General features: G+C 65.0%; 28 protein-coding genes. 14 read left to right on the plus strand and 14 right to left on the minus strand.

From position 1 onward, the window contains the following. Positions 1 to 52: 52 nt before the first annotated feature. A complete protein-coding gene (locus EHH60_RS10625) occupies positions 53 to 1,630 on the plus strand; it encodes a cation:proton antiporter (protein WP_124159407.1) in 1,578 nt (525 codons plus the stop codon). A 267-nt stretch (positions 1,631 to 1,897) separates the two neighbouring features. Further along, entirely contained in the window at positions 1,898 to 2,668 is a 771-nt protein-coding gene (locus EHH60_RS10630; RefSeq protein WP_124159484.1) for a hypothetical protein, read from the plus strand. 79 nt (positions 2,669 to 2,747) lie between these two features. Here EHH60_RS10630 and EHH60_RS10635 read toward each other — a convergent pair whose 3' ends face one another. From EHH60_RS10635 to EHH60_RS10655, 5 genes are all read right to left on the minus strand, one after another. Continuing rightward, a complete protein-coding gene (locus EHH60_RS10635) occupies positions 2,748 to 3,554 on the minus strand; it encodes an SDR family NAD(P)-dependent oxidoreductase (protein ID WP_124159408.1) in 807 nt (268 codons plus the stop codon). Positions 3,555 to 3,637: 83 nt separating this feature from the next. After that, entirely contained in the window at positions 3,638 to 4,051 is a 414-nt protein-coding gene (locus EHH60_RS10640; protein WP_124159409.1) for a DUF1850 domain-containing protein, read from the minus strand. Further along, positions 4,012 to 6,120 (minus strand): TRAP transporter permease, encoded by a 2,109-nt coding sequence (locus EHH60_RS10645; protein ID WP_124159410.1) that lies wholly within the window; start codon positions 6,118 to 6,120, stop codon positions 4,012 to 4,014. The genes EHH60_RS10640 and EHH60_RS10645 overlap by 40 nt, the downstream gene beginning before the upstream one ends. Positions 6,121 to 6,228: 108 nt before the next feature. Beyond that, positions 6,229 to 7,176: a TAXI family TRAP transporter solute-binding subunit gene (locus EHH60_RS10650; RefSeq protein WP_124159411.1), complete on the minus strand. Its 948-nt coding sequence runs from the start codon at positions 7,174 to 7,176 to the stop codon at positions 6,229 to 6,231. A gap of 215 nt (positions 7,177 to 7,391) precedes the next feature. After that, the gene (locus EHH60_RS10655) at positions 7,392 to 7,871 is read right to left on the minus strand and encodes a hypothetical protein (RefSeq protein ID WP_124159412.1); all 480 of its coding nucleotides are present in this window, start codon (positions 7,869 to 7,871) and stop codon (positions 7,392 to 7,394) included. Positions 7,872 to 8,062: 191 nt separating this feature from the next. Between EHH60_RS10655 and EHH60_RS10660 the strand changes: the two genes are divergently transcribed. Next, positions 8,063 to 8,368: a hypothetical protein gene (locus tag EHH60_RS10660; RefSeq protein ID WP_124159413.1), complete on the plus strand. Its 306-nt coding sequence runs from the start codon at positions 8,063 to 8,065 to the stop codon at positions 8,366 to 8,368. 169 nt (positions 8,369 to 8,537) lie between these two features. On the opposite strand, the gene EHH60_RS10665 is transcribed toward EHH60_RS10660, so the two are convergent. Next, entirely contained in the window at positions 8,538 to 9,749 is a 1,212-nt protein-coding gene (locus tag EHH60_RS10665; protein WP_124159414.1) for a hypothetical protein, read from the minus strand. Between the two features lie 53 nt (positions 9,750 to 9,802). After that, on the minus strand, positions 9,803 to 10,429 hold the full coding sequence (locus EHH60_RS10670) for an NUDIX hydrolase (protein ID WP_124159415.1): 627 nt from the start codon (positions 10,427 to 10,429) through the stop codon (positions 9,803 to 9,805). A gap of 68 nt (positions 10,430 to 10,497) precedes the next feature. On the opposite strand from EHH60_RS10670, the gene EHH60_RS10675 reads away from it, so the two are divergent. From EHH60_RS10675 to EHH60_RS10690, 4 genes are all read left to right on the plus strand, one after another. Next, entirely contained in the window at positions 10,498 to 10,923 is a 426-nt protein-coding gene (locus EHH60_RS10675; RefSeq protein ID WP_124159416.1) for a PaaI family thioesterase, read from the plus strand. 300 nt (positions 10,924 to 11,223) lie between these two features. Beyond that, positions 11,224 to 11,901, plus strand: a complete 678-nt coding sequence (locus EHH60_RS10680; RefSeq protein ID WP_124159417.1) for an aldo/keto reductase — start codon at positions 11,224 to 11,226, stop codon at positions 11,899 to 11,901. A 15-nt stretch (positions 11,902 to 11,916) separates the two neighbouring features. After that, entirely contained in the window at positions 11,917 to 13,230 is a 1,314-nt protein-coding gene (locus EHH60_RS10685) for a tetratricopeptide repeat protein (RefSeq protein WP_124159418.1), read from the plus strand. A gap of 202 nt (positions 13,231 to 13,432) precedes the next feature. Further along, on the plus strand, positions 13,433 to 14,011 hold the full coding sequence (locus tag EHH60_RS10690; RefSeq protein WP_124159419.1) for a hypothetical protein: 579 nt from the start codon (positions 13,433 to 13,435) through the stop codon (positions 14,009 to 14,011). A 3-nt stretch (positions 14,012 to 14,014) separates the two neighbouring features. On the opposite strand, the gene EHH60_RS10695 is transcribed toward EHH60_RS10690, so the two are convergent. After that, on the minus strand, positions 14,015 to 15,574 hold the full coding sequence (locus EHH60_RS10695) for an oleate hydratase (protein WP_245454449.1): 1,560 nt from the start codon (positions 15,572 to 15,574) through the stop codon (positions 14,015 to 14,017). A gap of 94 nt (positions 15,575 to 15,668) precedes the next feature. Further along, the gene (locus EHH60_RS10700) at positions 15,669 to 17,495 is read right to left on the minus strand and encodes an AMP-dependent synthetase/ligase (protein WP_199751399.1); all 1,827 of its coding nucleotides are present in this window, start codon (positions 17,493 to 17,495) and stop codon (positions 15,669 to 15,671) included. A 112-nt stretch (positions 17,496 to 17,607) separates the two neighbouring features. Between EHH60_RS10700 and EHH60_RS10705 the strand changes: the two genes are divergently transcribed. The 3 genes from EHH60_RS10705 (at position 17,608) to EHH60_RS10715 (ending at position 19,168) form a co-directional block, all read left to right on the plus strand. Further along, the gene (locus EHH60_RS10705; RefSeq protein ID WP_124159422.1) at positions 17,608 to 17,955 is read left to right on the plus strand and encodes a DUF3088 domain-containing protein; all 348 of its coding nucleotides are present in this window, start codon (positions 17,608 to 17,610) and stop codon (positions 17,953 to 17,955) included. A 170-nt stretch (positions 17,956 to 18,125) separates the two neighbouring features. Further along, positions 18,126 to 18,695 carry a cysteine hydrolase family protein gene (locus tag EHH60_RS10710; protein WP_124159423.1) on the plus strand — a complete coding sequence of 190 codons (570 nt, stop codon included), beginning with the start codon at positions 18,126 to 18,128 and terminating at the stop codon, positions 18,693 to 18,695. Positions 18,696 to 18,859: 164 nt separating this feature from the next. Next, positions 18,860 to 19,168, plus strand: coding sequence for a hypothetical protein (locus EHH60_RS10715; RefSeq protein WP_199751400.1), 309 nt, complete (start codon positions 18,860 to 18,862; stop codon positions 19,166 to 19,168). 34 nt (positions 19,169 to 19,202) lie between these two features. On the opposite strand, the gene EHH60_RS10720 is transcribed toward EHH60_RS10715, so the two are convergent. The 4 genes from EHH60_RS10720 to EHH60_RS10735 all read right to left on the minus strand — a co-directional run bounded on the left by EHH60_RS10720 (position 19,203) and on the right by EHH60_RS10735 (position 22,306). Beyond that, positions 19,203 to 20,474 carry a flavin monoamine oxidase family protein gene (locus tag EHH60_RS10720; protein WP_124159424.1) on the minus strand — a complete coding sequence of 424 codons (1,272 nt, stop codon included), beginning with the start codon at positions 20,472 to 20,474 and terminating at the stop codon, positions 19,203 to 19,205. Positions 20,475 to 20,483: 9 nt separating this feature from the next. Then, complete coding sequence (locus EHH60_RS10725) at positions 20,484 to 21,191, minus strand: RibD family protein (RefSeq protein ID WP_124159425.1); 708 nt, start codon at positions 21,189 to 21,191, stop codon at positions 20,484 to 20,486. Positions 21,192 to 21,210: 19 nt separating this feature from the next. Beyond that, positions 21,211 to 21,888 (minus strand): FABP family protein, encoded by a 678-nt coding sequence (locus EHH60_RS10730; protein WP_124159426.1) that lies wholly within the window; start codon positions 21,886 to 21,888, stop codon positions 21,211 to 21,213. A 169-nt stretch (positions 21,889 to 22,057) separates the two neighbouring features. Next, entirely contained in the window at positions 22,058 to 22,306 is a 249-nt protein-coding gene (locus EHH60_RS10735) for a hypothetical protein (RefSeq protein ID WP_124159486.1), read from the minus strand. A 304-nt stretch (positions 22,307 to 22,610) separates the two neighbouring features. On the opposite strand from EHH60_RS10735, the gene EHH60_RS10740 reads away from it, so the two are divergent. The 4 genes from EHH60_RS10740 to EHH60_RS10755 all read left to right on the plus strand — a co-directional run bounded on the left by EHH60_RS10740 (position 22,611) and on the right by EHH60_RS10755 (position 24,776). Further along, positions 22,611 to 23,156 carry a sigma-70 family RNA polymerase sigma factor gene (locus EHH60_RS10740; protein ID WP_124159487.1) on the plus strand — a complete coding sequence of 182 codons (546 nt, stop codon included), beginning with the start codon at positions 22,611 to 22,613 and terminating at the stop codon, positions 23,154 to 23,156. After that, positions 23,153 to 23,794 carry a ChrR family anti-sigma-E factor gene (locus tag EHH60_RS10745; RefSeq protein ID WP_124159427.1) on the plus strand — a complete coding sequence of 214 codons (642 nt, stop codon included), beginning with the start codon at positions 23,153 to 23,155 and terminating at the stop codon, positions 23,792 to 23,794. Before EHH60_RS10740 ends, EHH60_RS10745 begins: the two co-directional genes overlap by 4 nt. A gap of 79 nt (positions 23,795 to 23,873) precedes the next feature. Further along, positions 23,874 to 24,458, plus strand: a complete 585-nt coding sequence (locus EHH60_RS10750) for an RNA polymerase sigma factor (RefSeq protein WP_124159428.1) — start codon at positions 23,874 to 23,876, stop codon at positions 24,456 to 24,458. Between the two features lie 15 nt (positions 24,459 to 24,473). Further along, on the plus strand, positions 24,474 to 24,776 hold the full coding sequence (locus EHH60_RS10755) for a hypothetical protein (protein ID WP_124159429.1): 303 nt from the start codon (positions 24,474 to 24,476) through the stop codon (positions 24,774 to 24,776). A 26-nt stretch (positions 24,777 to 24,802) separates the two neighbouring features. Here EHH60_RS10755 and EHH60_RS10760 read toward each other — a convergent pair whose 3' ends face one another. Continuing rightward, positions 24,803 to 25,204: a DUF2177 family protein gene (locus EHH60_RS10760; protein WP_124159430.1), complete on the minus strand. Its 402-nt coding sequence runs from the start codon at positions 25,202 to 25,204 to the stop codon at positions 24,803 to 24,805. Positions 25,205 to 25,307 lie beyond the last annotated feature (103 nt).

Consider the following 25,307-nt stretch of genomic DNA (forward strand, 5'->3'; position numbering starts at 1 on the left):
GTCTTGCCTTGCAGCCGCATTATCCATCATACGGCCGGATTGGTGCTAGCTTGTGGCGCCGCTCAGATCGGTCTCGGGGATCATCGTGTCGACATTCGAATGGATCATCGCGCTTCTGCTCGGCGCTGTTGCCTTATCGGCGCTTGCGCGGCGGATCAAGGTCCCCTACCCGACCTTTCTCGCCATCGGTGGCGCTCTGATCGCCTTCGTGCCGTCCAGTCCGTCCTGGGCGCTGGAGCCGGACCTGGCATTGGCTCTTTTTGTCGCACCGGTGCTGCTCGATGCCGCCTTCGACACCTCGCTGCGCGATCTGCGCAACAACTGGGTTCCGGTCTCGACCCTGGTGGTCGCCGCGGTCGGCCTGACCACGGCCGCCGTGGCCTATGTCGCGCACCGGCTGATGCCCGACATGCCCTGGGCCGCCGCGGTGGCGCTCGGCGCGATCGTGGCGCCGCCGGATGCGGCCGCTGCCGTCGCGATCCTGAGCCAGGTGAAGCTGCCTCACCGCATGGTGAAGGTGCTGGAGGGCGAGAGCCTGCTCAACGACGCCAGCGCGCTTCTGATCTATCGCATCGCCGTCGGTGCGGTCGCCACCGAGCACCTGACATGGAGCCAGGTCGCACCGACCATGGCGCTGGCGCTGGTCGGCAGCGTCGTCGCCGGCCTTGTCGCAGCACGCATCATCGCGCCCATGATGGAGCGCGTGACGGAAGCCCCGAGCGCGATCATCGTTCAGTTCGCCACCACCTTCATGATCTGGATCGGTGCCGAGCATCTCGGGCTGTCCGGCATCCTCACCATCGTGATCTACGCCATCGCCCTCGCGCGCACCGCGCCGGCGCGCATGCCGGCCCGGCTGCGGGTGCCGTCCTATGCGGTGTGGGAGACGATGGTGTTCGTGCTCAACGTGCTCGCCTTCATGCTGATCGGCATGCAGATGCGGCCGATCTGGACGCGGCTCGATGCCGACGTGCGCTGGGAATATTGCGTGGCTGCCGCCTGGATCCTGCTCACGGTCATCCTGGTGCGCCTCGGCTGGGTGACGTTCTATCGCACGACCCTGCGCGTGCTGATCGCAAACGGACTCTATCATCCGAAGGATCCGAAGCAGATCGCTTCGCCCAAGGGCGGCCTCATCATCTCCTGGTGCGGCATGCGCGGCCTCGTCACGCTCGCGACCGCCTTTGCTCTGCCGGAGGGTTTTCCCCATCGCGACTTCATCGTCTTCATCGCCTTTGCGGTGGTGCTGGGATCGCTCATCATCCAGGGCCTGACGCTGCGGCCGCTGATCCTCGCCTTCGACCTGACGGACGATGATCCCGTCGGCATCGAGGTCGCGCGAGGTCGCGCGGTCGCCTATCGCGCGGCGCTGGATGCGATCGAGAGCGATCCGTCGGAGGAGGCGGAAATCCTGCGGCTCGAATATCGCGCCATCCTGATGCAGACCGAAAACGATCCGAACGGTGGCATCGCCAGCGGCGAATTGCCGGCCGATCCCCTGCGCCGCCGCGCCATCGAGGCCGCACGCAAGTCGATCTTCGATCTCCGCGCCACCGAGGTGATCGGCGACGATGCGTTTCACCGGCTGGAGGAAGAGCTCGATCGCGCAGAATTGAGCGCGGGAGGATGAGGCAACCCCGCGACACAAACTCGGTGTCGTCCGGACAAGCGAAGCTCCAGACGACGCGCAGCGTTGAGTGGAGCGGAGTGCAGATCCGGGATTCATAGCCGCAGGGAAGGGTTTGACGAAGACTCGGAGTGACCAGCCTGCCCCAAACGTGGCCCGGTGATTTTGGGCTCCGGATCGGCGCGCGCTCAGGGCGCGCTTGTCCGGGACGACAGCGGAGGATGAATGGCCGCCTTTGAACCAAATGCCGCCTCTCCAGACACACTCCAGATGACGACCCTGATCGACGACCGTCGTGTGCGCGCGCGTGATGCGTCGCCTGCACGATATTTTTATTTCCACATGGCCCTGGCCTGCGCGGCCACCGCCTTTCTCGGCTTCGCACCGACCTATTGGGTGCCGCTCGCCAACCGGACGCTCTCCGCAAGTCCCGTGATTCACTTTCACGGACTCTTGTTCTTCACCTGGTCGCTCTACTTCGTGCTCCAGAGCTGGCTCGCTGCTTCGGGTCGTGTGGTCAATCACCGCTCGCTCGGCATCGCCGGCGTATCGCTCGCGACTGCGATGACAATTTTCGGCTTCCTCGCCTCGGTGCACGTGATGCAGCATTCCGCCGCGCTCGGGCAGAAGGACGCCGGCATCGGCTTCTCGATCGTACCGATGAGCGGAATTGCGTTCTTCGCCGTGGTGTTCGTGCTGGCGATCATGAACACGCGCAGGCCCGAGATTCACAAGCGCCTGATGCTGCTGGCGGCGGTCTCGATCCTCGATGCCGCGATCGCGCGCTGGTTCCTGACCTTTCTCGCACCTCCCGGACCGCCCGGTCCACCGCCGGTGCCCGTGACGATTGCGCCGGCTGTGGTCGCCGCCCTCCTGCTCGTCGTCGCCATGGTGCGCGACTGGCGCACCGAAGGCCGCGTACATCCGGTCTACATCTACGGCACGCTCGCGCTTTTGGCAGTGAAGGTGCTGAACTGGCCGATCAGCGAGAGCGCCGCGTGGCATGCGTTCGCCGGCGGCATCCTGGCGCTGGCGCAGTAGGTGGCGACAAACTCCGTTATCGTCCGGATCGGAGCGCGCTTGAGGGCGCGCTCGTCCGGGATGACGGTGGAGATTGGAACTACGCCCCTGCCTTGCACGTGATCCCGCCGTCTACAACGAGCTCGATACCCGTCACGTATTTCGACTCGTCAGAGGCCAGGAACAGCGCGGCGTTGGCGACGTCGAAGGCATCGCCCATGTGGCCCATCGGCACCTGCGCATCGCGCGCGCGCCACATCGCTTCCACGTCGCCCTTGGCGTAGCTGGCGGCGAGCCCCGCTGAATGTTCGACCATCGGCGTCTTCATCAGGCCGGGCAGGATCGCGTTGACCCGCACATGGTGGCGCGCGAACTCGATCGCCGTGGTGCGCGTCATCTGGTTCATCGCCGCCTTCGAGGTGCCGTAGGTGACGTAGGAGATGCCCATGTGGCGGATCGAGGCGATCGAGGAGATGTTGATGATCGAGCCGCCGCGCTGCTTCACCATGACGGGGATGACGTGCTTCATGGCGAGATAGGCGCTCTTGAGGTTGACGCTGAAGACGCGGTCCCAGCTCTCCTCGCTCACCTCGACCACGCTGCCCATCTCGGCGATGCCGACATTGTTGTCGAGCACGTCGATGCGGCCATAGGCCTTCAGGCACGCTGCGACCATCGCCTCGATCTCACTTGCGCGCGACACGTCAGCGGTGAACGCCGTCGCCTTGCCGCCTTCCCCGGCGATGATCTTCGCGGTCTCCTCGGCCGCAGCACCATTGCGATCGACGCAAAACACCTGCGCGCCCTCGCGGGCGAACGTCACCGCGGTCGCCTTGCCATTGCCCCAGCCGGGGCCAATCGAGCCGGCGCCCACCACCATCGCAACCTTGCCCTTGAGCCGATCCATTATGTGTCTCCCCTTGCTGTTTTTGTAGCCCGGAGCGTAGCGATATCCGGGGTCACCATTCGCGGATATCGCTGCGTTCCGGGCTACGGATCGCTGCAGATTTTCATCGTGGTGACGTTAGCACCGATCGGATGCCCGACAATCTCCGACAATGTCCGGCACTTCCCGTCATGGCACAACCGCCACTCCCCGGCCGCACCGGAGTTACCGAGCACGACCTCGTGCATCGGCGAACGCTGCGGCCGCCATTGAAACCAGCCGTCGACGAGCCGCGCCTCGCGCGGCGGCTCCATGCCGGGGCCGGTGCCCTTGACGCGGGCCTGCACCAGTTCGAGGCCGGCGGGCGTGACACGCCAGTCTTCCTGCCATTCGACCTTCGCGATCGAATGCGTCCAGGCCAGCGTGAAAGCGGATAACGCCAGCGCCTTCACGCCTGATGCCGTTGCGAAGCAGAAGCTCACGCCGCCTCGACCGCCGCCGGCGGGCGCTGCCGCCATTGCCACAGCACGAGCGCAGCAGCGAGCACGAACCCCGCGGTGTCGCTGAACGGGAATTCGCCGAGCAGGCAGAACGCGGCGCCGAGCGCAACGAGGCGCGCGATCAGCGTCAGCCGCGTGAACAGGAAGCCGATCGCGACCATGCCGAACAGGCCGATCGCCACCAGTGCCTTGGTGGCTGCCAGCGCCACGGCGCCATAGAAGCCGAGCTCGGCTGCCATGGGATCGCCGGCCTGGAGCATCAGAGCCGGCGAGTAGACGAAGATGAAGGGGATGACGTAACCGGCGAGCGCGATGCGCATCGCCTCCCAGCCGATCTTGTCCGGGTTCTCCTTTGCGATCGGCGCCGCCGCAAGCGCGGCCAGCGCCACCGGCGGCGAAAGGTCGGCCATGATGCCGTAGTAGAACGCGAACATGTGGCTCGCGATCAAGGGCACGCCGAGCTTGGCGAGGGCCGGCGCGGCGAGCGCGGCGGTGATGATGTAGGTCGGAATGGTCGGAATGCCGGTGCCGAGCAGGATCGACAGCAGCATGGTCATGACCAGCGCCAGGAACAGGCTCTTCTCGCCGAGACCAATCACCCAGCCGCCGAAGATGGTGCCGACACCGGTCTGCGACATCATGCCGATGATGACGCCGACGATGGCGCAGGCCATGCCGACCGTGATGGCGGATTTTGCGCTTTCAGCCAGCGCATCGCGACAGGCGCGCAAGGCTGCAAAACCGCCGCGGACGAACGTGGTGATCACGATCAGCCCGACCACGACGCACGCGACCGGAACGATCTGGAGGCCGTCGCGCGACAGCGCGGCGACGACCAGGGCCAGCCCGATCCAGAAGATGTAGCGGATGACCGTCGCCGAGACGCCTGCGGTGATGCTGGTCCCGAGGATCAGCGCAACGGTCAGCGCGAGACCCATGCTGCCGGCATAGAGCGGCGTGAAGCCTTCGAACAGCATGTAGACGAGCGCGGCGAGCGGCAGCACGAGGTACCAGCGCGTCACCAGCGCCTTCCAGGCGCTCGGGATCTCCGAGCGCTTCATGCCGACGAGACCGTGCTTGCCGGCTTCCAGATGCACCATCCAGAAGGCCGAGGCGAAATACAGAATCGCAGGGATCGCGGCGGCCTTGACGATCTCCGAGTACTGAACGCCCAGCGTCTCCGCCATGATGAAGGCGACCGCGCCCATCACCGGAGGCATGATCTGACCGCCCATCGACGCCGTCGCCTCGACGCCGGCGGCGAAGGCGCGGCGGTAACCGAACCGGATCATCAAGGGAATCGTGAACTGGCCGACGGTGACGACATTGGCAACACCCGAGCCCGAGATGGTGCCCATCATCCCCGAGGCGAACACCGCGACCTTGGCAGGCCCGCCACGGGTGCGGCCGAACAGGCCTAGCGAGACGTCGGTGAAGAGCTGGATCATGCCGGCGCGCTCCAGGAACGAGCCGAACAGGATGAACAGGAAGATGTAGGTCGCCGAGACGTAGATCGGCACACCGTAGAAACCTTCGGTGCCGAACGACAGATGTGTGACGATCTGGTCGAAATCATAGCCGCGATGATTGAGCGGCGACGGCAGGTATTGGCCGAAGAACCAATACAGCAGGCACGCGCCGCACATCAGCGGCAGCGCCGCGCCCATCAGGCGCCGCGTACCCTCGAATATCAGCACCGCGAGCAGCGTGCCGACCACCAGATCGAGCCGGGTCGGATCGCCGTCGCGCGCGATCAGATCCGCGTAGAAGATCCACTGATAGAGGCCGCAGAAGAAGCCGGCGCCGCCGATCACCCAGCCGAGCGCACGGCCGAAATTGCTCTTCGCAGTGAAGTTGGCGATCAGGCCGAACGTGAGCAGAACGAGGAAGCCGACATGGACGCCGCGGACCACCTGACTCGGCAGATAGTTGAAGGCGGCGACATAGAGCTGGAATGTGGCAAAGGCGATGCCGATCCAGTAGGCGAGCTGGCCCCACCAGCCCGGACCGAAACCTTCCGGGAAGCCATGCTCGAAATTGTCGAACTCGACCTTGATGGGGGCCTCGGTGGCCTTTGCCTGCGACATCGATATTCCCGCGCCCTGAAATCGTCATGCCCGGCTTGACCCGGGCATCCATCAAAGATGAGTCCTGGAAGATGGATGGCCGGGTCAAGCCCGGCCATGACACCTGTATTACTTGATCAGCCCTTTTTCCTTGTAATAGCGGATCGCGCCGGGGTGCAGCGGAACCGGGCTGCCGGCGGCCGCGGTCTCGAGCTTGATCTCCTTGCCGGCCGCGTGCGCATTGACGAGTTCGGGCAGCGACTCGTAGACCAGCTTGGTCATCTGATAAGCGAGATCGTCCGACACCGCCGAGCTGGTCACGAGATAGTTCACGACAGCAGCCGTCGGGACGGCCTTGTCCTGGCCGGTATAGGTGTTAGCGGGAATGATCGCGGAGATGAAGGGCGGGCCGATCTTGTCGACGGTCTCCTTCGGCACCGACACCACCGTGATCGGGCTCGAGGTCGACAGGTCCTTCAGCGAGGCGACACCAAGGCCGGCCGATTGCAGCGTCGCGGCGAGCTGGCGGTTCTTCATGAGATCGACGGATTCGGCGAAGGGCAGATACTCGACCTTGCCGAGATCCTTGTAGCTCATGCCGGCGGCCGCGAGGATCGCGCGCGAGTTCAGCTCCGTGCCGGATTTCGGCGCGCCGACCGACAGGCTCTTGCCCTTGAGGTCGGCCAGCGTCTTGATGCCGCTGTCGGCGGTCGCGACGATCTGGATGTAGTTCGGATAGATTGCGCCGATGGTCCTGAGCTTGTCGAGCTTGGTCTTGAAGCCCGCCTCCTCCTCGCCGTCCCAGGCCGCTTTCAGCGAGTCGCCCAGCGTGAACGCCAGTTCGCCGCGCCCCTGCTGCAGCAGGATCAGATTCTCGACCGACGCCTTGGTGGCCTGCACCTGCGTCTTCACGTTCGGAATCTTCTCGCCGTAGATCTTACCGATTGCGACGCCAAGCGGATAGTAGACGCCCGAGGTGCCGCCGGTCAGCACGTTGATGAAGGATTGCGCATGCGCGCAAGGTGCCGACGCCGCCAGAGCAAGAGCCGCGGCCACGCCGAAAATCGTCCGTTTCATGGTTGTTGTACTCCCCAAACCGGCCGCGAAATTGGCCGGATGAAGGGTGCGGGTCAACCCATCCAAAAGGCAAAACAGGACTGCGGCAAATGGCCGTTCCGGCTCCATGTTTAGGGAACCCGGCTGCGGCGAGATGGCGCAGCCGTGGTCCGGAGCTGTATCAGTGCGATGACCGCCGCAAGCTGTGGAGGGAGCGCACCGTTAATGGCAATCCCTCACTGGAACGTCATGTCCAGACATTTGGAGATGTCGGAGCCGAGGCCGGAAGAGATGATGATGCAGCCGCGCACTTTCTGCGCGGTGACGTCGGCGGCCCACACCGAATAACCGCCGGGACCGAAGAACGAGTTGGTGTTCGGCGGCTCGGTCTCGGTCGCGTCGAAGTCGTAACGTCCGTCGGTCTCGAAGATGCGCGGCTTCCTGGTGCAGCCGCCGTCGGTCTGGACATTGATGACCTCCTTGTTGTCGCGGGTCAGCGCCAGCGAAACCTGGCAGCGGAAATATTCGGAGGTCTTGGTGTTGAAGAGATAGGTGTAGGACTTGCAGGTCGCCGTGTTCAGCTTGCCCGGGGCAAGGCCGCGGCTGCACGAAATGCGCTGATTATGGCTGAGCTGGTAATCATCGGCCCGGGCCGCCGGCGCCATCGCCGCCAGCGACAATGCAGCAGCCCAGCAAAGCTTGATCACATGGCGCATCCGAATCATCCCTACCCGTAATTTTGTCGAATTGCGTTCTAGACGGAAAGCGGACCATAGTCGCGAGGGGACGGAGGGAAAATCACAAGCTGCTGGGTAACGTGATGCGCTGCGGCGCTTTCGCAAATTGACCCGGCGGCACTGTTCGTGATTTGTTCAAGCCTGAAATGTCCCGACCGTGGGAGGATGGGATGACGGCATTTTCAACCAAGACATTTGCAATCGTAGCCACGCTCGGCACATGCGCAGGGCCCGCATTGGCGCAAACCGGAGCGACGCCCTGGGAGCTCAAGCCCGACATGGGCTATGCCTATGACAGGGACGGCAAAACCTATTCCTACAAGATGGGTACCAGCAACGCCGGCGAGCTCCTGAAGGGAGCCAAGAAGGTGCCGAAGGGCACGCTGTTCTTCATCGGCCAGAACGGCCAGCTCTACATGCGCAGCGGCCCTTATCTGGAGGGCGACGGCAAATTCAAGTTCGGCCCGGATCAGTAAAGTCTGATCGGCTGTCGCCGATTGCCGCACCACGTGCTCGGTGTCATCACCCGCGAAAGCGGGTGATCCAGCATTCCAGAGGCCGCAGCAATTGAATCAAGAGGCTGCGGCGTACTGGATGCCCCGGTCGAGCCGGGGCATGACAGCGGAGAACGTGGCGGACTGAGAGCTAAAACGCCCCCGCGAGCTCCCGCGCGCCGGCTTTGCTGCTGTTCGAGTCCATCCGCTCGTCGGTGACGGCAAGCAGCTTGGCCACCGTGTTGTGGCGGATCGCGACCGGATTGCGCTCGTAGCCGCCGCGCTGGAAGAAGTTCGAGGTCGGCACCTTCTCGCGCATCGCCTGCGGCATCGTCACCATATCGAGACCGGTGCCGTCGCCGGTGAGGTTCATCATTTCGAGCTCCGCCGCGGAGAGCGGTCGGGTGTAGCCCTTGGCGCGGGCGAACAGCACGGAAGTGAGCAGCTTGTGGGTCTGCAGCATCGGGCCGACATCGACGTCGAGCACCATCGCGTGCATCGCCCAGCCCTGCGGAGTGTTGCCAATCTTCTCGTGCTCCGACCAGGTGTCGGGCACCGACTTCGCATGAGCCACCATTTTCTTCAGGACAGTGAGCTTGTGCTCGAGCGCATGCCGCGCTGGCCCTGATGTCCGCGCCAGCTTGTCCGAAAGCGCGCGGATGAGTTCATGGCCCTGCTCGGCCAGCAGCTCCACGCTGTTGGTGGTCAGGAGTTGATTGTAACCCATCGCCGTCGAGATCGCGCGCTTGCCGCCGTGCTCGATGCCCGCCTGCACATCGTAGCTGCCGGTGCCGCCAGTCTCGAACGAATAGACCCGCACAGCCTGCTCGCGCGTAAGCCCCGAGGCGAGCGCATAGCGCGCATAGGCGCGCTTGAACTCGACCTCGCTGGACGGGCGCTGCGGCGTGAACTGGTAGAGCTCCTGCGCCGCGCGCAGGAAATCGGCGACCACCGGAATAGGCTTTCGGGGCGGCCGCTCCGGCGTTTCCTCCGGCTCCGGGTTCACCGGGCGCTTCGGTCCGGCATAGAGCGGCGGATGCTCCAGAACGTAATCGTCGAGCGTAATCTGCTGCCCATTGCGCCGCTTGGCGTTGCGCGTCTTCCGCTTCTCGGAGATCTGGCTCCAATAGGCCCCGGCCTCGGCATCAAAGGCGGCGCGCGCGGCCTGATACTCCGCGAGCTTGCGGCGATATTCGAGCACGGCCGGTGAGGCACCTTGCGCGAAAAACTGCGACAGCAGCTGGGCGTTGGCATTGCGAACGGCCGTCGGCAGCGTGCCGGCCTCGCCTCCGCGCGCGGCGGGTGAGATCATGACGAGCGCGAGTGGAACCAGCGCCAGGCTCTTTCGAATCGATCGATGCATGCTGCCCTCTTAGCAGGCATCCGGTAACCGTCACGTTAACGCGCCGTTTACCATCACTTCCAGGCAAACACCGGTTGTTCCAGGTCGGTGACGCGGGTCTGCCGCCCCGCCAGCACCTCGCGGAACTGGTAGATCAGCGCCGCCGTCGGGGCGTGGATCAGGCTCATCTGGTGATGGAAGCGGATCACGCGCCGCGCGCTTTCGGGGATCGCGACGAAATCAAAAGCGTCCTCGCGCTCGATCGTCGCCAGCGCGATGCGATGCACGGAGGCGACCTCCTCCGGGTTCGGCCGGATCGCGGCGTTGCCTGCGGCCCAGACCACGACCGGCGTGATCAGATAGCCGGAACGCGTCGGATAGTCGTCGAGCGTGCCGAGCACATCCGCATTCGTGAGGCGAAGGCCCAGCTCCTCGTCGAGCTCGCGCAGCGCCGCCTCGACCGGCGTCTCGCCGGGATCGCAGCGACCGCCCGGGAGCGCCCATTGACCGCGATGGGCGCGCAGATGTGATGCGCGCAGCGTGAGCAGCAGCGCAGTGTCGTCGCCCTCGCTCGCGGTCAACGCAACCGCAACCGCGGCGCGCTTCAGCCCCGCCCGCGCATCATCCTCCTGCAGGCGCGTGAAGGCTGCGCAGGCATCCGCGATATTCCGTCGTGTGGCATCGTCGAACGGTCTCATGATGCTTGACTACACCACGTTCGGCCCCGATGAAATGCGCCCGCAAGGCCCGCACAGGAACGGACGACGACATGACCACCAAGGCTGCCGCAAGGCTGAAATCAGACGGCTGGAGCATCCTGCAGACCACGGGCTTCCTGCACCTGATCGGCCCCTTGTGGGAGCGCAAGGTCGACGGCCATTACGAGTTCGCGCTCGCGACCGAAGACAAGCATCACAATCGCCGCGGCATGGTCCAGGGCGGCGTGATGATGACGTTCGCCGATCGCACCTGCGGCATGACCGCTCGCTATGTCTCGGGCAAGGAGTACATGGCGACGGTGCAGCTCGACACTCATTTCGTGGAGGCCGGCCAGATCGGCGACATCCTGATCTCCCGCCCGCGCGTGGTCCGCTCGACCCGCAGCCTGATCTTCATGACCACCGAGGTGACGGTCGACGGTCGCTGCATCGTAATGGCGAATGGCGTGTTCAAGATCTTGAAGGGGCCGGGGTAGGCGAAGCGGTCAGGTCGGCAACGCGGCTCACTGCATACACGCTGTCATTCCCCCGCGAACGCGGGGAATCCTGTACGCCGCGGCCTCTCGACCGATCACAGCCGTCTCGGAGTACTGGATCGCCCGCCTTCGCGGGCGATGACACTGAATCTAAGGCATAAGCGTGCCCACCGTCATTGCGAGCGCAGCGAAGCAATCCAAAATCCCTCGGCAGACACATCTCTGGATTGCTTCGCTGCGCTCGCAATGACGGGCGTTGCTGGCTATGCTGCTCCCACGAAGAAGCAGCAAGGATAGCCCATGCAATACCGTCAGCTCGGCCGTACTGGCCTGAAAGTGTCGCCGATTTGCCTGGGCACCATGATGTTCGGCGGACCGACGGATGAAGCCATGTCAAAACGGATCATCGACAAGGCGCACGGCGCCGGGATCAACTTCATCGATACGGCGGATGCCTATTCGAAAGGTGGCTCCGAAGAAGTTGTCGGCCGCGCCATCGCCAGCAATCGCAACGCTTGGGTGCTCGCGACAAAACTCGCCAATCCCATGGGAGACGGTCTCGGCATCGTGCCCTACAGCCCCTTGGCGCGCGGCGTGCTCACCGGCAAGTACAAGCCCGATGCAGTCCCCGACAAGGAGACGCGCGCAGGCCGCAACGACACCCGCATGATGCAGACCGAATGGCGGCCCGAATCGCTTCGCCTCGCGCAGGAGATCAAGACTCACGCGGAGAAGAAGGGCATCACCGCCGGACAGTTCGCGGTCGCCTGGGTGCTGAACTCCGCCTTCGTCTCGTCGGTGATTGCCGGTCCCCGCACCGAGGAGCAATGGGACGGCTACATCAGCGCGCTCGATTACTCCTTCACCACGGAGGACGAGGCGCTGGTCGACCGGCTGGTGACGCCAGGCCATCCCTCGACGCCGGGCTACAACGACCCGGCCTATCCGATCGAGGGCCGCCGCGCGCGGACGGCGTAAGGGTGGGAGACGACGATGCCGCTCGAAGACCGCTACGGCCTGCCGCTCTCGACCACCTCGCAGGAAGCAGCCGCCGCCTATCGCGACGGCGTCGACCTCATGCTCGCGGGCTGGACCGGCACGGCGGAGACGCTGGATCGCGCGATCGCGACCGACCCGGATTTCGCACTTCCCCATATCGCCCGCGGCCGCGTGCATGCCTTCTACCAGCAGGGCGATCTCGCCCGAGGCAAGGCGGCGCTCGCGCGCGAGCTGGTGATGAAGCGCGGCAGCGAGCGCGAGCGCTCGCATGTCGAGACGCTGGCGCTCGCGATCGAGGGCCGGCTGCCGGAGGCGATCGCATCGACGCTGAAGCACATCGACGCATGGCCGCGCGACGCCGTCGTGCTGTCGCTGCCGCTCGGCGCGTTCGGCCTGTTCGCCTTCTCCGGCATGGCCGATCACGACCGCGCCCGGCACGAGCTCTGCGAACGCGTTGCGCAGCATTATGGTGAGGACTGGTGGTTCCTCACCATGTCCGGCTGGGCGATGACGGAGAATGGCGACGTGGCGCGCGGCCGCGCCGTCACCGAGCGCGGCTTCAATCTGCGCCGGGCGAATGCCCACGCCGTGCATGCGGTGCTGCATGCGATGTTCGAGGACGGCTCGATCGACGCGGCCGATCGTCTCGTCGACGAATGGATCCCGACTTACGACCGCGCCGGAATCCTGCACAGCCATATCCGCTGGCACCAGGCGCTGGGCGCGCTCGAGCATGGCGATGCGGCGCGGGCGCTGGCGATCTATGCCGACGTGCTTCAGCCCTCCGCCACGCAGGCGCCGCCGCTCAACGTCGTCACCGATAGCGCCTCGCTGCTCTGGCGCCTGTCGGCCTACGGCCATGCCGTGCCGAAGGCGCTGTGGCGCGAGGCCGATACCGCCGCGCAAAAGCTGTTTCCGAAGCCGAGCCTGTCCTTTGCCGACGTCCACATGGCGCTGTTCGCGGCCGCAACGCAAGACCGCGACGCGCTCGCCGCACGCCTTGCGGCGATCGAGCAGCGGCTCGCCGACGGCAAGCTGCCCGCCGGTCCCGTGGTACCGGCAATCTGCCGCGCGCTCGCGGCTTTCGCCGATGAGGATTACGGGACTTGCGTGCAGATCCTCGCGCCCGGCCTCGGCGAGGTCGTGCGTATCGGCGGCAGCCATGCCCAGCGCGAGCTGATCGAGGACACCTACATCGTCGCGCTCATGCGCTGCGGCGAGCTGCCCCGCGCCCGCGCCCTGCTGGATGCCCGCCTGCACCGCCGGCCCTCGCCTCGGGATGCGCGCTGGCAGGCGGCGACAGGCTAGCTCCGCCACGAAAAAAACACCGCCCTGGTGGCATGTGCCGGCCGGACGGGTTGGGCAATTTGGGCGAAGCGCCGTCGGGGGTGACGCGGTGGTATTCCAGGCGGGAATTGCGGAGCAAACGGGATCGCAACCAATTTGCGGTTCAATGGTTATCGGACGGGCCTATTCCGCCGCCACGGCCCACTGGCACACGAGCCCGACGATGCGCCTCTGCCGACCGGTCCTCGCCGCCCTGATCACGGCCTTGGCAAGTCCTTGTTTTGCCGAGACTTCCCGACCCGTTCCGGTCAACAATCCGCAGGCGCAGCAGAACGCCTTTATCGATCTCCTGGCGCTGATCTCCGGCCACTGCAAGACGTTCAAGGTCGCAGGCCGCACCTATGCTTGCAAGACGGTGGCCTACGCCCACGGCGACAAGGGCCGGGTCAATTTCGCGGTCGCGGTCGATGATCCCGCCGATGCGAACCACGTCGTGTCGTTCTCGGGCGAGAACGGCAAGCGTGCCGACGACAATTCCTACGAGCTGCCGATCGACCGCATGCTGCTCAATTCCAAGCACCGCCCCCGGGTCGATGGCCTGCCGGTGCCGGCCGAGCAGACCTCGACCGGCGTCTGTCGCCAGACCGGCAATTTCGCCGCCAGGAAGGTGAACGACGTCACCTGCTCGGCGACCGACAACGAGGGCCGCAAATACGAGCTCTTGTTCGTCTCCGACGGCACGCCGGTCAGCGTGCGTCGTATCCGCCAGTCGGCGCCGTCGATCCAGGACCCGTTCAAATAGCCATCACGTGAACGCCTTTTCCAGCGTCGCGAAGATCACGGCGAGCGACTTGTCGTGCCGCGTCACCGGCGGCACCGGGCGATCGATCTTCATGAGCCGATAGACCGCCATCTGTGCCGCACGCACCGAATATTCGACAGTGAACACGACGTCATCAGGGATCTCGACGAATTGGCTGACGAAGGCGAGATTCACGGAATTTTCGGGCACCGGCAGCGGCCGGTCGGCGGCGTTGCGCGGCATGAACATGCTGGTGATGTAGGGCATGCGGCAGGGAATGCAGATCGCATCCTCGAACACGGCGGGATCGAAGTTCAGGTGACCGCAGAGCTCCTTCAGGATGTCGGCGCCGCCGCAATCAGACATCGGCTTTGCAACGAAATTGCCGATGCGGTCGGGATGCAGCGCATAGCCCCAGAACACCTGCACGTTTTTCGGCTGGCCCGTGAAATGCGGCTGGTGATAGAGCACGACCGACATCAGCCAGTTGGAATCCTTGAACGTGACGAGGCCGCCGGTGCCGGCCCTGTTGCCGGAGAACGCCTCCATCCGGTCGAAGAATCGAGGATCGCGGCAGGTGACGGTGAAGGACAGCCAATAGGATTCGGGGATCGAGCTGTTGAACGCGGACGGATTGCCGAATTCGGGACGTCCTTTCGCGATCGTCTCCCACAGGGCCCAGCCCTGACTGTCGGCCTTGGTCAGGCGCGGCGGCGGCTCGGTCATCGTGCCCAGGCTCGAGGCGTCCGTCATCGAGCCGTTCTGGAAGAAGACGAGATCGCCGTCCTCGACCCGGACATTGGCGGTTCGGCTGTCGCGATCGAGCGTGAGCTGGCGCACGCGCAAGCGCGCGCCTTCGGCCTCGAACGCAATGTCGGTGACGCGCGTGCCGCGAACGAACTGCACGCCCTGGCGCTTAAGCCAGTCGGAGAGCGGCCGCACGATCGCGTCATACTGATTGTAGACGGTGCGCTTGACGCCGCCGAGCGTCTCGATGCGCGGAAACTCGCTCATGAAGCGGTGCAGATAGCGCTTCAGCTCGACCGCGCTGTGCCAGGGCTGGAAGGCGAAGGTGGTCTGCCACATGTACCAGAAATTGGACTCGAAGAATCCGGGCGACAGCCAGTCGGTGATGCGGCTATTGCCGAGCGTCTCCTCCGAAGCTTCGGTGAGCCGCAGCAGCTCGATCCGGTCGCGCGCGGAGAAGCCCATGTTCGAGACGTCCACCTTGTAGCGGTTGCGGTCGACCAGCCGCGCGCGGGAATGCGCCGGGTTCGCTTCATTGAAGGCGATCGTCTCGTCGCGCACGCTGAGGCCGGGATGTTCGAGCGAGGGAATGCTCGAAAGCAGATCCCAGGTGCATTCGTAATGGCCGGTGGTGAGCATGCGTCCGCCGCGCAGCGAATAGGCGCCGTTCGCGAGCTGCGCGCCGTCGAGGCTGCCGCCGACCAGCGGCTGCGCCTCATAGATCACGATGTCGCGCCCCGGCAGCTGCGCGTCGCGAACGAGGAACGCCGCACCTGCGAGCGATCCAATGCCACAGCCGATGAAATACGCCTTCATGACCTGCCTCGATTGCATTTCGAATGTCGCGGCCACATTGCATCGGGCGGCGGCGGCCGAAGTTGCGCTGGATCAAGGGGGGCCGGAGGCGAAATCACGTCGACGTTATCGCCACCGGCTTCCTGGCGTAGATCTGCTCGATCTCGGCGGCGAAGCGGCGCTCGAGCGCGGGGCGCTTGTTCTTCAGCGTCGGCGTGAGCAGGCCGCCGGCAATGGTCCACGGATCCAGCGTCCACCATACCGCGCGCGGCGTCGCGTAGGACGGATAGGCCTTCACCGCGGCCGCTATTCTGGCCAGCAGCGCGGCCCGTTCGGCCGCGGCGCCTTGCTTGCCGCCCGCCGCGAGCCTTTCTTTCTCCTGCACCCAGGCTTTCGCATTCAGCACGACCAACGCGGCGAGGAACGGCCGCTGTTCGCCGATCACCAGTGCCTGCTCGAACAGGGGATCGGCGAGGATCGCGGTCTCCAGATCCACCGGCGCGATCTTCTCGCCGGTCGACGTGACCAGGATGTCCTTGATGCGGCCGGTGATGGTGATGCGCCCGTTCTCGATGCGGGCCTGATCGCCGGTGTGCAGCCAGCCGTCGGCCTGCTTGACCCTGCGCGTCTCCTCCGGCTTGTGCCAGTAGCCGAGCATCACGCTCGGCCCGCGCACGAGCAGCTCGTCGAGCTCGCCGAGCCTGACCTCTATACCGTCCAAGACGCGGCCGACGGAGGTCGGATCGTTGTCGTCGGGCGTATTGACGGAAACGACCGGCGAGGTCTCGGTCATGCCGTAGCCCTGAAGGACGTCGAGCCCGAGCGCGAGAAACACGCGGATGACCGGCTCGGCAATCGGAGCGCCGCCGGAGACCGCAACGCGCAGGCGTCCGCCGAACTGGGCCAGCACCTTGTCGGCGACGAAACGCTTCAGGAGCGGCCAGGCGAGGCGGTCGAACAGCGCCTGCGAGCCGCGACCGTGCCGCGCATCGAAGCGCCGGCCTCCGACGGCGAGCGCGAGATCGAGCAGCGTGCGTTCTGCGCCGCCGGCCGCCGCGCGATGTTGCATGATCAGGGCGTAGATGCGCTCATAGATGCGCGGCACCGAGACCAGCACCGTCGGCCGTATGATTTTCAGGTCTTCCCCGAGCTGCGACACCGAGCGCGCATAGGCGACGCAGGCCCCCGCCGCGATCGGATAATAGTAGCCACCGGTGCGCTCGAAGGTGTGCGAGAGCGGCAGAAAGGACAAGAAGACGTCGTTCGGCACGGCCGCGATGCGCCGCGCGACGGCCTTCACGTTGGCGACGATGTTGCCATGCGACAGCATCACGCCCTTAGGCCGGCCCGTCGTGCCCGAAGTGTAGACGATGGCGGCAAGATCGCCCGGCTCGACCGTGACGTCAGCCAGCGGAGCGCCGGCGCTGCGGGGCTCCGCAAGCCAGCGATCGAGCGCGACGATACGGGCATCGGCAGCACTAAGCCCCGCCGCATCCGCGCAAACGATGCGCTTGAGACGGTCGAGCGGCTGGCCAGTGGAGGTGATCGCCTGCCAGCGCGACAACGTATCCACGAACAGCAGCAGCGCACCGGAATCGGCGAGGATGTAGGCGATGCTGTCGGGGTTGTCGACGGCATGCATCGGCACCGGCACGAGCCCACGCGACAGCGCCGCCTGGTCCATCGCGACATGCGGAATGCCGTTCGGCATCAGGATGGCGACGCGCTCGCCGGCCGCAAAACCCTCCGCAGCCAGTGCTCGCCGCCAGCGTTCGAATTCCGCATCGATTTCCTGCCAGGACTGGCTGACCCAGCCTCCGGCAGCGCCGTCAAAATGGCGATAGGCCTCCGCCGTCGGCGTCGCACGGACGCGCCAGCGCAAGAGCTCCGGCAGTGTCGTTACGTCAGCGAGCGACTGCGGTTGACTGTTCGACCCCGGCATGGCGTTCTTTCTTAACCTTCTCGATCCCCCAACCATTTGGGGCCTCGAAAGTAGGCCGGCCAGACTGTGCCGCCTTGATCCTCAGCAAGGCGGCCATGCTTCGGAGCGACCCATGACCCGCGACCGCCTGTTTCTGCTGCGTCCCGGCTTCGAGGACCCGACCTTTCCGGGACGCCGATTCTATTGCTGGCATTGCGCGCTGATCGAGGGCGTGCTGGCCTCGTTTCCGGCGCTCGCCGAGAAGCTCGATGTCGAGCGGATTCCCTGGCCACGACCGCGGCAAGCGGTGATCGCGCTGGTCGGCGAGGAGAACCAATCGCTGCCGCTGCTCGTGCTCGCGACTGGGGCGACTTCGCCGCACCAGACCGGCAGCGATCATGGCCGCGCCTTCATCGCCGACAAGGACGCGATCCTCGCCGCGCTCTCCGAGCGGCACGGCTTTCCCGATCCGCATCCATAGACAGAATTCCCGCAACCCGCGTAGCCGTTCCGATGTCCTGCGCGATGCAGCGCGTAGCGCTGCGCTGCGTCCGGGGCACGGAAACTGTCGCGAAACGAGGGAAGATTGGCATTGCGCTTCCCTGACCGGCTCGCATATTCGCTTCAACGGCCCGCACGAGAGCTCCGATCATGACCGCCTCCCTCCCCGCCCTCATCGTCATCGACGTCCAGCGGGCATTCGACGAATGGGAGGCGGCGGGCAAGCGGCGCAACAATCCGGATGCGGTGGCGCGCATCGTCGATCTGCTGAAGGCCTTCAGGACGAGCCGCGCGCCGATCTTCCACATTCGCCACGAAGGCACTAGGCCGAATTCGTCGTTTCTGCCATCGCGTTCCGGCCACGCAGTCAAGGACGAGGCGCGCGAGCAGGACCACGAGCCGGTGATCGTCAAGCGCGTCAACAGCGCCTTCATCGGCACGGACCTCGAGACGCGTCTGCGCGCAAGCAACATCGCCACGCTCGTCATCTGCGGCGCCACGACAAATCATTGCGTCGAGACGACGACGCGGATGGCTGGAAATCTCGGCTTCGATGCGTGCCTGGTGCGCGATGCGACCTGGACGTTCGACCGCATCGGGCCCGACGGCGAGGCGCATTCCGCCGAACAGATCCACGCAATGACGCTGTCGAACCTCAACGGCGAATTCGCCCGCATCGTCACTGCAGACGAGGCGATCGCGTCATTCGCGGCGAAGTGATGGCGGCGGCGCGATGAGCGCCGGTGATGCGACAATACATCTCACGGCGCACGATCACTCGTGTGACCTCGCACATCGCACGCTGCGTCGTTTCGACGCCCGCACTGGCTGGAACGCAGTTGGCATCCATGTGTTGTCACACGACGTTCAACTGGAGTGACGACATGAAGTATCTCATTGCCGCGATTGCCCTCGGTGCTGCGGCGTTTGCCGGCGGATCGGCGGCCAACGCGGCGGGCAGCGCAAGCGCCAAGCAGACCGCTCAGGAAAGCCAGTCCACCGACATCAGCGCGCACCGCAGACACCATCGCTGGCACGGTCACCATAGGCGGCATCATCACGGCCATCACCGGCCCTATTATAGAAGCTACGGCTACTACCCGCGGCACCACGGCTATTATGGCGGCGGACCGTACGGCTATTACGGCGGCGGTCCCGGCGTGACGTTCAGCTTCGGCGGCGGACGCTGGTAAGACAACAGGCCCGCAGAGATGCGGGCCTTTCTTGTTATCCGCGCAAGATTATCCCCGCCGTCTCAAGGCCACTCGCGAGCGCCGCCTCGACTGTCCCCATATCACGGCCACGATAGAGTGCTTCGCCGGAAAACAGCACGCACCCGTCCGCACGTGCGAGGGTTGCTTGCGCCTCGCGCGTCCGCGGCGTCGCCCACGAATAGGCACCGCGGGCAAAGCGATCATGCGCCCAGTTGGTCGCAACCGCCGCCACGAGCTCGCGCGCGATGTCGTCGCGCGGCAGGCCGAAGATGGCGGCGAGCGAACCGAGCCCGGCATCGACCAGATCTTGCGGATCGAGGCTTTCCAGCTCCGCCGTGCGCGGGCCGCCGAACCAGCCCGTGAGCGCGGAATGCTGGTCCGGATAACGCGTCCACCACACCGGGATCGCCTGGTCGGACAAGAGGAAGGTCATGTCCGCGAGATCTTCCTTGCGCTCGCGCCACCATGGCCGTGCGAAGCGCAGCAGGATCTTGATGACATTGCCGAAGCCGATGTCGTCGGCAGCAGCAAGCTTCGCGCGCGCCTCCGCCGGCAACGCGATCTCGCGCAGCAGCGGCAGCGGCACGGTGAGGATCACGCGATCGCAGGCGTGCACATCGCCGCCGGCGCAGCGAACGGTCACCGCGCCGGCCTCCTCCGTGATCGCCGACACGACGCAGCCGAGGCGGATGGTCGCGCCGTGCCTGCGGCAGTCGGCCGCCAGCACGTCGATCATGGCGCCGTATCCGCCGTCGATGCGCGCCTGCGGAGCGTGCCCGCCATCCATCCATTCCGCGCGCAGCGCCAGCGTGGACGCGCGCTCAGGGTCGGCCGCATCATAGCCCTCGACCATCCGCTCGATCGAATGGCGCATCGGCGCATAGTGGTCGCCGGCAAAATGCCGGCGCAGGAAGTCGGCGACCGTGAGATCGTCCTTCAAGCCCCGCAGCGTGGCTTGAAGCTCCGCATCATGGGGATCGTCGCGCCCTTCGCGCGAAAGCTTCGTCCCGTCAAAGCTCCACTGCTCGCCCTCGATCTCCTGAAGGGATAGCCCGGCTTCGCGGAGCAGCGCGCGCGTGACCGGCGCTTCGCCATGAACAAATTCAGCGCCGCCATCGGCGGGATAGCTGAATTCCGAAGCCGGCAGCGGATGGATACGGCCGCCACAGCGCTGGCGTGCCTCCAGGATCGTCACCTTCCGGCCGGCACGCGCCAGCTCGCGTGCCGCCATCAGGCCGGCCGCCCCGGCGCCGACAATGACGATGTGCTCGGATATATCGGGCATGGCCGCGCTTTACCGGCTCGCGGCTTGAGGGTCGTTCTTGATCAGATATCGCAGCAGCAGGACGCCGCCGCCGAGCTCGCGCATGCTCTCCAGCGTCAACGCGGTGATCGGCGCGCGCCGGTCGCTGTCCACCTCTGTCGAGTCGAACACGAAGGGTGCGCCTTTTGCGCCGTCGATTGCCGGGCTGAGGATCAGGTTGAACTCGTCGATGAGGCCGGCGCGCAGGAACGCGCCGTTGGCGACGCCGCCGCCCTCCACCAGCAGACGCTTCACGCCCAGCTCGCGGGCGAGGATGTCCAGCGTCAGCGCCAGGTCGATCTCGGCTTTGCCGGCAAAGATGTAGGACACGCCCTCGCCGCGAAGGCCGGCGAGATGCGAATCCGGCACACGCTCGGTCAGCACGACCACGATCGGGTCGCCGCCGATGTCCGAGCGTCCCCAGCCGATCTTCCCCTGTGCATCGAGCACGACGCCATAGGTTTTCGCATCGCGCCGCGCGAACCAGTTCTCGCGCGGGAATGTTGCCTCCGTCGTGGGATAGGGCTTGCCCTTGGCGAACTCCGCCCCGGTGACGCGGCCGATCACCCAGGCATCGCCGCCGAGCTCGTCATGGATCTTCTCGAACCAATCCGTGCCCGCCTCCTTCGGGCGCCAGCGGCTGGGATGCGTGCGGCCGTCGAGGCTGGAGTGCATCAGACAGATGACATACGGCTTCATGCAATTCTCCGGGTAGCGCTCAGGCCGCGGATCCACCGGCGGCTGCTGCATTCTCCTTGGCGCGATCGTTGACGATCAGCGCCAGGGGATTGAGCTTTGGCGGCGCGACGAGCTGGAGCGTGTTGGTGTCGCGATGATTGAACGGCGCGCCGCGCACGAACAACTCGGTCTGGATCAGATAGGTCCAGCTGATGTCATCGTTGAAGGTGATGTCGCAGCGGTAGGCATCGGTGCGGAAGGCCTGTTCCAGGAAGTCGGTCGAGCAGATCCCGTAAGCGGTGTCGCCGCGTTTGGCCGTGACCGTGATTGTCCTGTCATCCGGCCCGGCCTTGCCCGACGCCAGCAGCACCTGCCCGCGCGGGATCGCCAGCGTCTGCATGATCAGCCCGGTCGCGGGCTCCCAAAGCCAGTAGCCGACCTGGTCGTGAAAAGTGATGTCTTCCTCGGGCGTGTTGATGTGGATGTGATAGCGCAGACCGTACAGCAGCTGCGGGCCGTTGGCCTGGGGGTCGATCGGGTCCATGCGGATGCGCTCGATGAAGATTCGCCGCTCCGGCCCTTCCGCCTTCGGATTGATGTCGATGCCCTTGTCCGCCTGCCAGGTGCCGGCGAGCCGCCGCAGCGGGCCAAGATTGGCAAGGCCGTCTGGCGAGACGTCCTCGGGCTCGGTAAAGATATCGACGGGAATGGGGAGCATGGAGGCCTCGCGGGATTGCAGGGGCCAGCAATATCACAGCCAGGCGTGGCGTGAATTCAACTCATGCCCCGACAAGCGCCGGAGGCATTCGAGCCATGCGACGACGCTCGTTGCATTCCGTGCGCCGGCGGCCTGCGACGGAGCGCGGCCGCCGGTCCGCAGACTGCTCTCAAGCCGCTTCCGACATCGATCTCGCGCGCTGCTCGAGCACGCCGATCGTCGCGACCAGGTTATCGCGTCGTGTGCGCAGGTTGAGCGCGAGCAGCGGATAGGTCGGTTGGTTCACGTCGGATACCCTGGCCCGAGCTTCCTCCTCGAGGATGTCGGTGTTCAGGAGCCGAACGCGCCACCACAAATCAGCGATCAATGCATCGAGCCGGAGTTCACCGGGAGCACCAGAACGGGACATTTTCTGCATCACTTGCCTCAACCTGAAACGGCCTCTCGCCGAGACCTTGGCTTGGCTCCTGACTGAGCAAGCGGAGTGCCAGGATGGGCGGGTGCAGGGCATGCGCATCGGAACCAATCGGAACCAGCAATTGAGCATTTCACGGTGATCTGGGGCCTGTTCCCGCTCGTTCTCAGCCACGGAGATCGCTTGTCGAGGCGCTATGATCGCTGCTATCCGGGCTATAGATGTGCCAATCCGAGCTGAAGCTGGCGTGCCCCGGAGGGGTAAGGTGCGGCTTTTCATTGGTGCGAGCAAAGGGCCGAAGGCAAAGGTGGACTGGGCTGATTTGATCGGACGCGTTGCCTCTCACGGTGACCGGGCCGCTTTCAAGCGGCTATTCGAGCATTTCGCGCCCCGTATCAAGGGGCTGATGCAGAGAGCCGGTTGCAGCTCCGACGAGGCGGAAGAGATCGCCCAGAACGCCATGATTGCGGTGTGGCGGAAGGCGAGCCTTTTCGATCCCGCGACAGCGGGCGCAGCGGCCTGGATATTCACGATCGCGCGCAATCTGCGGATCGATTTATTCCGTCGCAGAGCGCGGGCAGACCGTCTGCGGGCCGATTCCGAGCTGCCCGACGCACCGGATCCGGCCGAACCGGCCGATGCCGCCATTTCGCGAGTGCAAGACGCCGCACGGATCGAGGCGGCCATCAAGCAGCTCTCGACAGAGCAATCCATGGTGGTGAGGCTGTCGTTCATCGAGGAGAGGACGCACCCTGAAATCGCGAGCCTGCTCGGTATTCCGCTCGGAACGGTCAAGTCGCGGATCAGGCTGGCGATGAACCGGTTGAGAGACATATTGGACGAAGAAGCATGACGATCAGCCACCATCCGCCCGAAGATCTTCTGGCCGATTTCGCGGCCGGCAAGCTGGAAGAGGCTCATCAGCTGGTTGTAGGAGTGCATGTGGCAGGTTGCACGCGGTGCGCCCGCTTTGTGCAAGCGATAGAGCAGCTTGCGGGAGCAACGCTAGAGGATTTCGAGCCGGTGCCGATCGCGCCGGATGCGTTCGACCGTGTGATGTCGCGAATTGACAACTCTCCGGAAGATGAAGCGGCGCCCCCTCCCGCGTCCGCCACCGACCATGATCTTCCGCCGGCACTGCGAAAATATCGCATCGGCAAGCGCCGGCGCATCGCGCCGGGCCTGAGCATGCGGCCAATCGAGCTTTCCGGTTCGGGCAAGGCGCGCGCCTTTCTGCTTCGGTCCGCACCAGGTTCGCGCATGCTTGAACACACGCACACCGGCACCGAACTGACCCTCGTCCTCGAGGGCAGCTTCAGTCACGAGGGCGGACGCTTTGGTCCTGGTGATTTTGATTACGGTGATGATGAGATCGAGCATCGTCCCGTCGTTGGCGACGAAGGCCCGTGTGTCTGCCTGGTCGCAATGACCGGCGACCTGCGCATGAACGGCTTTCTCGGCCGACTGATCGGGCCGTTCGTGCGACTTTGATTTTCTCAAGTCCTTCTCCCGGGGGTGATCCAGACATGCGCCCGGAGCGTTTCGAAACAAACGCAAGGGAGACACGGACATGGCCGGTTCAAGTCTGGCGAGTCAGGTGCCGAGCGAGAGGCTGCCTGAGCTATTGGCGCGCGTTTCCGCAGGCGAGACACGTGCCTTCGCAGAGCTCCATACGCTGACACGAGATCGGCTGCGCAGGATAGCGCTGGCCGTTGGAGCCTCGCCTCACGACGTCGACGATATCCTCCAGGAAACCTTTCTGAAGATCTGGCGCAACGCTGACCGGTTCGATGCCGGACGCGCCCCGGCGATGGCCTGGATGTCCGCGGTCGTCCGGAATGCCGCAATTGATCATCACCGGGCCAGAAGGCAGCCAACCTACGAACTGGACGAAGCGCTTTTGGTTCCGGCAGGAGCCGGCCCGTCTTCGATCGAGGATTTCGACTACGCCAGTGCCGAACCGATTGCGCGCGGAGCATTGGCTCGTTTACCGGAAGATCGCCGCAGGCTGTTGGCTCTCGCTTATCTCGAAGGCGAGAGCCGCGCCAGCCTGTCACGGCGCTTCGGTGTGCCGGTCGGGACCATCAAGACCTGGCTACATCGAACCATTCTGGCGGTGCGCAAGGATTGCACTGCGGCATCGGCGGCGGCCTGAAGCCGGAGACCACGCATGACCGCAGAGATCATCGCGTTTCCCAAGCAAGAGTGCGGGGACCGGCTCGTCTCTTCGATCGCACGGCTCGAAGCGCTGTCGATCGATGTCGAACGTGTCGGAGCCGACGATCCCGGAGCCAGCCTCGATCAGCTGCTTGCCGCCATGGAGCGCATGAGCGATCAACTCGTCGACCTCGCGAGCCTCTTGCTCGACGAAGATACGAAGCTGCAGGCTCAAAGCGCATTCCGATCCTTGTCCGGCAGGATCGCGGAAACCAGGGAGACGTTCGACCTGATCGGACGGCGAAGAGATATCTAACTCAGCCTGGCACGCTTGTTCTCGGCTCAGTGTACCAGTTTTCGAGCGACGATGAATCCGATCCAGGCACTGACACCGGCGAGAAACGATCCCCAGCAAACGTCCGCAAGAGTCAGCCCGGTCGACCAATTCCGAAGGGTCGCCTGATTGGTGAGATCATAGGTCGCATAGCTGAAGCAGCCGAGCATCAGGCCGGACGTGAAAGCGCGTAGCGCACTCCCGTCTTGCTGCGCGGGCAGCACCGCGAACCAGATCAAACCGATGGGATACAGCAAGTAAAATGCTGCAGCGGCCGCCAGATTGGGCTCGCCGCGCAACATGTCGCCCAGCACCGGCCGGTAAAGCCGTTCGACCATGATCTTGAGCCAGACCATGTCGATTGCAACGAAGGTCAAGGCCACCGAAAGATAGGTGAAGAGAAGATTCATGTCCGCGTTCCCGTCCGATTGCATCTGCCCGGCTTGTCGAACCCGGCACCGGATTAACGACCGGCGAGCCACGCCGGATCATATCCGCACACTCGCGCCCGCT

Source organism: Bradyrhizobium sp. RP6 (genome assembly GCF_003837805.1).
Lineage (GTDB): Bacteria > Pseudomonadota > Alphaproteobacteria > Rhizobiales > Xanthobacteraceae > Bradyrhizobium.

Coding starts and splice junctions, on each gene's coding strand:
- EHH60_RS10630 (WP_124159484.1), top strand. CDS start 1,898: ATGACGACCCTGATCGACGACCGTCGTGTGCGCGCGCGTGATGCGTCG.
- EHH60_RS10635 (WP_124159408.1), bottom strand. CDS start 3,554: ATGGATCGGCTCAAGGGCAAGGTTGCGATGGTGGTGGGCGCCGGCTCG.
- EHH60_RS10640 (WP_124159409.1), bottom strand. CDS start 4,051: ATGGCGGCAGCGCCCGCCGGCGGCGGTCGAGGCGGCGTGAGCTTCTGC.
- EHH60_RS10645 (WP_124159410.1), bottom strand. CDS start 6,120: ATGTCGCAGGCAAAGGCCACCGAGGCCCCCATCAAGGTCGAGTTCGAC.
- EHH60_RS10650 (WP_124159411.1), bottom strand. CDS start 7,176: ATGAAACGGACGATTTTCGGCGTGGCCGCGGCTCTTGCTCTGGCGGCG.
- EHH60_RS10655 (WP_124159412.1), bottom strand. CDS start 7,871: ATGCGCCATGTGATCAAGCTTTGCTGGGCTGCTGCATTGTCGCTGGCG.
- EHH60_RS10660 (WP_124159413.1), top strand. CDS start 8,063: ATGACGGCATTTTCAACCAAGACATTTGCAATCGTAGCCACGCTCGGC.
- EHH60_RS10665 (WP_124159414.1), bottom strand. CDS start 9,749: ATGCATCGATCGATTCGAAAGAGCCTGGCGCTGGTTCCACTCGCGCTC.
- EHH60_RS10675 (WP_124159416.1), top strand. CDS start 10,498: ATGACCACCAAGGCTGCCGCAAGGCTGAAATCAGACGGCTGGAGCATC.
- EHH60_RS10680 (WP_124159417.1), top strand. CDS start 11,224: ATGCAATACCGTCAGCTCGGCCGTACTGGCCTGAAAGTGTCGCCGATT.
- EHH60_RS10685 (WP_124159418.1), top strand. CDS start 11,917: ATGCCGCTCGAAGACCGCTACGGCCTGCCGCTCTCGACCACCTCGCAG.
- EHH60_RS10690 (WP_124159419.1), top strand. CDS start 13,433: ATGCGCCTCTGCCGACCGGTCCTCGCCGCCCTGATCACGGCCTTGGCA.
- EHH60_RS10695 (WP_245454449.1), bottom strand. CDS start 15,574: ATGAAGGCGTATTTCATCGGCTGTGGCATTGGATCGCTCGCAGGTGCG.
- EHH60_RS10700 (WP_199751399.1), bottom strand. CDS start 17,495: ATGCCGGGGTCGAACAGTCAACCGCAGTCGCTCGCTGACGTAACGACA.
- EHH60_RS10705 (WP_124159422.1), top strand. CDS start 17,608: ATGACCCGCGACCGCCTGTTTCTGCTGCGTCCCGGCTTCGAGGACCCG.
- EHH60_RS10710 (WP_124159423.1), top strand. CDS start 18,126: ATGACCGCCTCCCTCCCCGCCCTCATCGTCATCGACGTCCAGCGGGCA.
- EHH60_RS10715 (WP_199751400.1), top strand. CDS start 18,860: ATGAAGTATCTCATTGCCGCGATTGCCCTCGGTGCTGCGGCGTTTGCC.
- EHH60_RS10720 (WP_124159424.1), bottom strand. CDS start 20,474: ATGCCCGATATATCCGAGCACATCGTCATTGTCGGCGCCGGGGCGGCC.
- EHH60_RS10725 (WP_124159425.1), bottom strand. CDS start 21,191: ATGAAGCCGTATGTCATCTGTCTGATGCACTCCAGCCTCGACGGCCGC.
- EHH60_RS10730 (WP_124159426.1), bottom strand. CDS start 21,888: ATGCTCCCCATTCCCGTCGATATCTTTACCGAGCCCGAGGACGTCTCG.
- EHH60_RS10735 (WP_124159486.1), bottom strand. CDS start 22,306: ATGCAGAAAATGTCCCGTTCTGGTGCTCCCGGTGAACTCCGGCTCGAT.
- EHH60_RS10745 (WP_124159427.1), top strand. CDS start 23,153: ATGACGATCAGCCACCATCCGCCCGAAGATCTTCTGGCCGATTTCGCG.
- EHH60_RS10750 (WP_124159428.1), top strand. CDS start 23,874: ATGGCCGGTTCAAGTCTGGCGAGTCAGGTGCCGAGCGAGAGGCTGCCT.
- EHH60_RS10755 (WP_124159429.1), top strand. CDS start 24,474: ATGACCGCAGAGATCATCGCGTTTCCCAAGCAAGAGTGCGGGGACCGG.
- EHH60_RS10760 (WP_124159430.1), bottom strand. CDS start 25,204: ATGAATCTTCTCTTCACCTATCTTTCGGTGGCCTTGACCTTCGTTGCA.